General features: G+C 62.6%; 7 protein-coding genes. 1 reads left to right on the top strand and 6 read right to left on the bottom strand.

Annotated elements, in window-relative coordinates; translation table 11 throughout:
- Nucleotides 1-86 precede the first annotated feature (86 nt).
- Together ACTRWG_RS22565 and ACTRWG_RS22560 are read right to left on the bottom strand one after the other, a co-directional pair.
- Nucleotides 87-626 (bottom strand): adenine phosphoribosyltransferase, encoded by a 540-nt coding sequence (locus ACTRWG_RS22565; RefSeq protein WP_027236775.1) that lies wholly within the window; start codon nt 624-626, stop codon nt 87-89.
- Between the two features lie 117 nt (nt 627-743).
- The gene (locus ACTRWG_RS22560; protein WP_259967077.1) at nt 744-875 is read right to left on the bottom strand and encodes a hypothetical protein; all 132 of its coding nucleotides are present in this window, start codon (nt 873-875) and stop codon (nt 744-746) included.
- A 126-nt stretch (nt 876-1,001) separates the two neighbouring features.
- On the opposite strand from ACTRWG_RS22560, the gene ACTRWG_RS22555 reads away from it, so the two are divergent.
- A complete protein-coding gene (locus ACTRWG_RS22555; RefSeq protein ID WP_167332328.1) occupies nt 1,002-1,172 on the top strand; it encodes a hypothetical protein in 171 nt (56 codons plus the stop codon).
- A 79-nt stretch (nt 1,173-1,251) separates the two neighbouring features.
- On the opposite strand, the gene ACTRWG_RS22550 is transcribed toward ACTRWG_RS22555, so the two are convergent.
- From ACTRWG_RS22550 to istA, 4 genes are all read right to left on the bottom strand, one after another.
- The gene (locus ACTRWG_RS22550) at nt 1,252-2,262 is read right to left on the bottom strand and encodes a DUF418 domain-containing protein (RefSeq protein WP_027236776.1); all 1,011 of its coding nucleotides are present in this window, start codon (nt 2,260-2,262) and stop codon (nt 1,252-1,254) included.
- A 120-nt stretch (nt 2,263-2,382) separates the two neighbouring features.
- The gene (locus ACTRWG_RS22545; RefSeq protein ID WP_036797432.1) at nt 2,383-3,246 is read right to left on the bottom strand and encodes an S-methyl-5'-thioadenosine phosphorylase; all 864 of its coding nucleotides are present in this window, start codon (nt 3,244-3,246) and stop codon (nt 2,383-2,385) included.
- Between the two features lie 342 nt (nt 3,247-3,588).
- A complete protein-coding gene (gene istB / locus ACTRWG_RS22540) occupies nt 3,589-4,317 on the bottom strand; it encodes an IS21-like element helper ATPase IstB (RefSeq protein WP_462829974.1) in 729 nt (242 codons plus the stop codon).
- On the bottom strand, nt 4,247-5,815 hold the full coding sequence (istA, locus tag ACTRWG_RS22535; RefSeq protein ID WP_462829973.1) for an IS21 family transposase: 1,569 nt from the start codon (nt 5,813-5,815) through the stop codon (nt 4,247-4,249). The genes istB and istA overlap by 71 nt, the downstream gene beginning before the upstream one ends.
- Nucleotides 5,816-5,942 lie beyond the last annotated feature (127 nt).

The following is a 5,942-nucleotide window of genomic DNA, read 5'->3' as shown; positions in this document are numbered from 1 at the left end:
AGCCATTTTAGCAGAAAATGGCGCATGGCGGGCGGGAGAGCCGCGCCGTCAGCGATTAATACACTGGGCCGTTTGACAGGACCGGCTCAGAGCCCTTCGAACTCGCAAAGGACGTGCACATCCATGCCCATGCTCTCCAGCAGTTTGCGGCCGCCCAGTTCCGGCAGGTCGACGATGAAGGAGCAGGACACGATTTCGCCGCCCAGACGCTGGATCAGCTTGATGCCCGCACCCGCGGTGCCGCCAGTGGCCAGCAGGTCATCCACAACCAGGATCTTCTCGCCCGGCTTGATCGCATCGTCGTGGATCTCGACAATCGCCTCGCCGTATTCCAGCTTGTACTCCTGGCTGATGGTGGTGCCGGGCAGCTTGCCCTTCTTGCGGATCGGCACAAAGCCGACGCTTAGCTGATGCGCGATTGCCCCGCCCAAGATGAAGCCGCGCGCCTCTAGCCCCACCACCTTGTCGATCTGCTCGCCTGCATAGGGATGCAGCATCTGGTCGATAGCCATGCGGAAGCCGCGCGGGTCGGCAAACAAGGTGGTCACATCGCGGAACATGATCCCTTCGTGCGGGAAGTCGACGATGGTGCGGATGTAATCCTTGACGGCGGTCTTCTTGGGCATCGGCTTGGCTCCCCTTGGCGCATCGGTTCCGGCGGCCCGGCACTGCCGCCGGGCACAGGGGGTTTGGCCGAAGCCGCGCCGTCATGCAAGGGGGAACCGGCCGCCGCGCCGGTGACGTCACTTGGCGTGCCGGATTTTCCGCCGCGAGAGGTAGCTGCGGTAGAGACTTTCCGGAAGCCAGGCCAGATGCGCGCGGCGCCAGTCACGGCGGCGCAGGACAAGAAGACTTTGGGCGGCGTTGATGTTCATGGTTGATCTGCCTCGACTGTTTAACATTACACTGGTTTCGTGCAGCTTCAGGCGGGTGCGCCGGTATGTTAATTGTATATACAAAAGGGCCGCAAATCAACGTTGCGGCACAGGGGAGAGCAGCAAGTGGCCAAGAAGGACAAGAAAGCCGGCAAGAAAGACAGCCAGCTCATCCTGCGCCTGAGCAAGGAGGACCGGGACGCCTTTGTCGAACTGTGCAAGGAACTGGATACGTCAGCGGCCCGGGAAATCCGCCACTTCATCCGCAAGTTCTTGAAGGACCACGGCAAGCGCTAGGCGCGCAACCGGCCAGCAATTAGCAGGACTGCACCGTTGCCGCAGCCGGGCTGGCGAAGCGGCAGACTGCCAGCGGGTCTTAGCGCGGGAAACTGGTGCTCCAGCGCATCAGCGCCTCCAGCGGCCCGCGTTTCGCAATGAGGTTCCAGATCCAAGCCGCCAGCATGGACAGGGCACAGAAACCCAGCGAGTAGCCGAAGATCTGCTCAGCGGTCACAGAGCCGTCAAGCTGCCCCATGGCCTCCAGGGTGCCCATGCCGAGCAGGATGTGCGCTGCATAGAGGCTCAGTGCCTGCCGGCCCGGGGCGGCCAGCCATTCGGCAAGGCCCGCCTTGTCCAGCGCCGGGGTTATGGCGAGCGTTAGTCCGATGACCGCCAGCGCGCTGCCGGAGGCTGCGATGATATAAAACGGTCCGGGTGGAATGGCGCTGGTGCCCAGAAGCTCCACCAGTTCCGGGTCCTGCACCAGAAACCTAGGCAAGGCCCCCAGCATCGCTGCTGCTGCACCCCAAAGCACCAGGCGCGCTTGCACGCTCCGGCTGGCGAGATCCAAACGCCCTATCCACATACCTAGAAACAGGAAGGCCGCCCAGGGAAACACCGGGTGCCAGCCATTGAAGAAGGAATGGCGCAGGAAGCCTTCCGGCGTCCAGAACTCCGCGTAAGCCAGCGTTTCCCAATTCCAATGCGCCTCGTAGTCCAATACCAGAAGGCCGATCAGGCCGATCAGCACCGTGCCCGCGGCGGCCAGCAGCAGGACCCGGCCGGAGGCTGTCAGGAACGGAAGCGCCACCACAAAGTAAAGCGCGTAGAAATGCAGGATGTCGGCTTCGAAGACGGTCAGGTTCAAGAGCCCGATCAGGAACAGGAACACAGCGCGGCGGAACAGGGTTGCGCGGTCCGGTTTGCCCAGCGACAGGCCAACTCCCGCGAGGACAACGAACAGCGCCGCGGCCCGGCCCTCCAGCGCATTGGTGAACAGCGAGACGGTATCTGTGCCGGGGGGCACTTGCGCCGCGATCCGGAAGTTGACCAGCACCATGCCGCAGAAGGCGAGGAAACGGGCGATGTCCAATCCGTGAAGGCGCATGAAAAGGTCCTGAAATCCTGAAGCAAATCCTGCTGACCGATAAAGGAACCCGATCGGCAAAAGAAAAGGGGCGGCACCCGTTGGTCCGCCCCGAAAATTAAACTGTGTTGCTGCCGGGGATCAGCCCAGTACCCGGCCCGCGACCGCGTCGAGCTTGGCCAGCAGCGCCGGATCCCGCCGCTCCGGCGCGGTCATGATAGCGTACTCCAGCGCCTTGTCGCAGCCGTGCGGGCAGTCCGCGCGCTGCTGGCCCAGCAGGTCAGGCAGGCGGCGCACCAGCTCGCGGGCGTTGGCGGAGTTGCCCTGCAAAGTCGCAATAATATCAGTAATTTCCACCGCGCCATGCTCCGGGTGCCAGCTGTCGTAATCGGTGACCATGGCGATGGAGGCGTAACACAGCTCCGCCTCGCGGGCGAGCTTGGCCTCGGGCATGTTGGTCATGCCGATCACGTCGCAGCCCCATTGCTCGCGGTACATCTTGCTTTCCGCCACAGAGGAGAACTGCGGCCCTTCCATGCACAGGTAGGTGCCGCCGCGGTGGATCTTGATGCCCGCATCCCGGCCCGCGGCCTCTGCCGCGTCCGAGAGCCGCTCGCAGGTCGGGTGCGCAACGCTCACGTGGGCGACGCAGCCGGTGCCGAAGAAGCTCTTTTCGCGCGCAAACGTCCGGTCAATGAACTGATCCACAACAACAAAATCGCCCGGCGCCATTTCCTCGCGGAAGGAGCCGCAGGCGGAAACGGAGAACACGTCGGTCACACCCAGCCGCTTCAGCGCGTCGATGTTGGCGCGGTAGGGGACCTCGGTCGGGGAATGCACATGGCCGCGGCCGTGGCGGGGCAGGAAGGCCATCTTCACGCCGCCCAAGGTCCCGGTCAGAATGTGATCTGACGGCGCCCCCCAAGGCGTTTCCACCGAGACCCACTCGGCGCCTTCCAGCCCGTCGATCTCGTAAATGCCCGAGCCGCCGATCACGGCGATCATGGTTTCGCGGGGTTCTGATGCGGTCACGTGCTGCCCTCCTGATGCTGTTGTTTGGGTTATGCGCAAGTGGGGAGAGCATTGGCAAGCCCAAGCTGCGAAATGAGGGGGTGTCCTGCGTGCACCCCCTGTGCACCCCCTGTACACCGGGAGAGTGCCGCAGGTGTGGGAGCCTCCGGCGGGAGTACTTGGGGAAAGATGAAGCCGGGCATCATGTCAATCGGCCCGCAATTTTGACCCCCTATCGGCCTCCAAAAATGACCCCCCTGTTTGGCGCACGTGTAGCTGGCCCGATGCGGTGTAGCCATCACAATTCGCAGCCGTATCGGGCCAGGGGAGCTTGGGTTACTCCCGGGTCTTTAAACGCCAGCTTTCGTTTCCGGTTTCGACGATGTCACAATGGTGGGTAAGGCGATCGAGGAGCGCCGTGGTCATCTTTGCGTTACCAAAGACGGAGGGACATTCGCCGAAGTCGAGGTTGGTTGTCACGATGATCGAGGTGCGTTCGTAGAGGCGGCTGACGAGGTGGAACAGCAACTGGCCGCCGCTGTGGGCAAACGGAAGATAGCCGAGCTCGTCGAGGATCAGGAAGTCGAGGCGGCACAGCAGGTCTGCCGTGCGTCCCTGTCGGTCTGCCCGGGCTTCGGCATCGAGTTTATTCACCAAGTCCACGACATTGAAGAACCGTCCCCGTTTGCCGCGCCGAATGCACGCCCGGGCGATGCTCACGGCGAGGTGGGATTTGCCGGTCCCTGTGCCGCCGATCAGCACGACGTTGCGTTGATGCTCAAGGAACTCGCCGGAGGCCAGATCGCGCACCAGCGTTTCGTTGACAGGCGTGTCCTCGAAGCTGAACTCGTCGACCTCCTTTGCGAGGAGCAGTTTGGCAATTGTCATCTGGTATTTGATCGACCGGGCCTGCTTCTCGCTGATCTCGGCGTTCAGAAGATCACCGACGATCTGCTGCGGTTCGTGCTGCCGCTTCGCCGCAGCGGTGAGGCTCTCATCGTAGGCGGCCTTCATGCCGTAGAGCTTCAGCTGGCTCATCGCATCCAGCACCTGTGATCTTTCCATGGTTGGGCCTCCTGAGGCTGTCGTAGCGTTTGCAATCGGTCACCGGCTCGCAAGTCAGTCGCAACGCGTCTGGCGTATCGATGGTCAGCGGCGGCGGCGGCTCCCGACGCAGGGCCAGAATGTTGATGACGACAGAGGCCGCGGGGGCCCCTTCGTTCAGCGCTTCGGTGCAGGCAGCATCCACTGCATCCAGCCCATCGGTGGGGATCATGCTCAGGATCTGGACCATCTGCCGGTCGCCATTGGGCACCTTGCCCAGTTTGCGCTGAATGCGCCTGATCGCTGATGGCAGCTCCCAGTCCTTGAAGGGAGCCCCATTCCTGAGGGCGCCAGGCTTGCGGGCCAGCACCGGGATGTAGTGCAGCGGATCGTAGATGGCCTTGTCGCGCCCGAAAGCTCGATCATGCCGCCCTACGATCTTGCCGTCCTGCCAGAACTCGACCCGCTCGGCATAGGCGCGGATCTCGACTGGCCGGCCGACGGCGCGGCCATCCACCGAATAGCGGTTCTTGTCGAACCGGACGAGACAGGTCTTCGAGACTGATGCCGGAACAGCGTGGAATCCATCAAAGGGGCCGACATATGGCACCAGACTCGCCCGCTCGCCCTCGAAGACCTCCCAGATCGTGCGGTCTCGAAGCTCCTGATGCGGATGAGATTTGGCCCAAGCAACGCAGCGGTCCTCGAGCCAGGCGTTTAGTTCGGCGTAGGTCTTAAACTTGGGCCTGGGCACGAAGAAGCGACGCCGGACAACGCCGACCTGGTTCTCGACCTGCCCTTTCTCCCAGCCAGACGCCGGTGTGCAGGCAACGGGATCGACAAGATAGTGCCCGCACATCTGCTGGAAGCGCCGATTGTAGGCCCGGTCGCGGCCCACGAAGATCGTGTCTACCGCCGTCTTCATGTTGTCGTAGATCCCGCGCGTGCAGGCCCCGCCGAAGAAGGCGAGAGCTTCGTCGTGAGCGTCGAACACCATCTCTTGCGTCTCGCGCGGATAGGCCCGGACAAACAGCATGCGGCTGTCGCAAAGCCGGACATGCGCCACCTTCACAGTGGTGGTCGCGCCGTCGATCACCACAATCTCGTGGCTCCAATCGAATTGGTAGGCCTGGCCCGAATCGAAGATCAGCGGGACATAGGCAGCCGCAGATGCTACCTGCTCCTCCTTGGACCACGTGGCCGCGTAACGCCGGACAGCATCATAGCCGCCGCCATATCCACGGGCCCTGAGTTCTTCAAACATCCGAATACGGGTCAGTCGCTCACGCTTGGGCTTCCGGGCGTTGGCCGCCAGCATCTCGTCGAGTTCGTCCTTCCAGGGACCGATCTTCGGCTGAGGCTGGATCGTGCGTTCATAGGTCATCTCCGTCACGCCGGATCGGATCACCTTCCTCACCGTATTCCGCGAAACCCGCAGTTCCCGGCAGATCTGCTTGATCGGCTTCTTGTCCTGAAAATACGCCCGGCGGATCTTCGCTATCGTCTCCACCACCAACATCCCACTCTGCGCTCCCCGATGACCTGAGGAGCATCATCCACATCAGTGTAAGGGGTCATTTTTGGGCTCTGACTCAGTTTTGGTGCAACTTCGGCCTCCCTCAGATCAGAGCGCTTGAACGAGCCGC

It is taken from the genome of Leisingera sp. G5_S3_59_S7, from assembly GCF_054968485.1.
The sequence above is the reverse complement of the archived record's forward strand: the minus strand, read 5'-3'. Positions and strand labels throughout refer to the sequence as shown.

Coding starts and splice junctions, on each gene's coding strand:
- ACTRWG_RS22545 (WP_036797432.1), bottom strand. CDS start 3,246: ATGATCGCCGTGATCGGCGGCTCGGGCATTTACGAGATCGACGGGCTG.
- istA (WP_462829973.1), bottom strand. CDS start 5,815: ATGTTGGTGGTGGAGACGATAGCGAAGATCCGCCGGGCGTATTTTCAG.
- ACTRWG_RS22560 (WP_259967077.1), bottom strand. CDS start 875: ATGAACATCAACGCCGCCCAAAGTCTTCTTGTCCTGCGCCGCCGTGAC.
- ACTRWG_RS22565 (WP_027236775.1), bottom strand. CDS start 626: ATGCCCAAGAAGACCGCCGTCAAGGATTACATCCGCACCATCGTCGAC.
- istB (WP_462829974.1), bottom strand. CDS start 4,317: ATGGAAAGATCACAGGTGCTGGATGCGATGAGCCAGCTGAAGCTCTAC.
- ACTRWG_RS22550 (WP_027236776.1), bottom strand. CDS start 2,262: ATGCGCCTTCACGGATTGGACATCGCCCGTTTCCTCGCCTTCTGCGGC.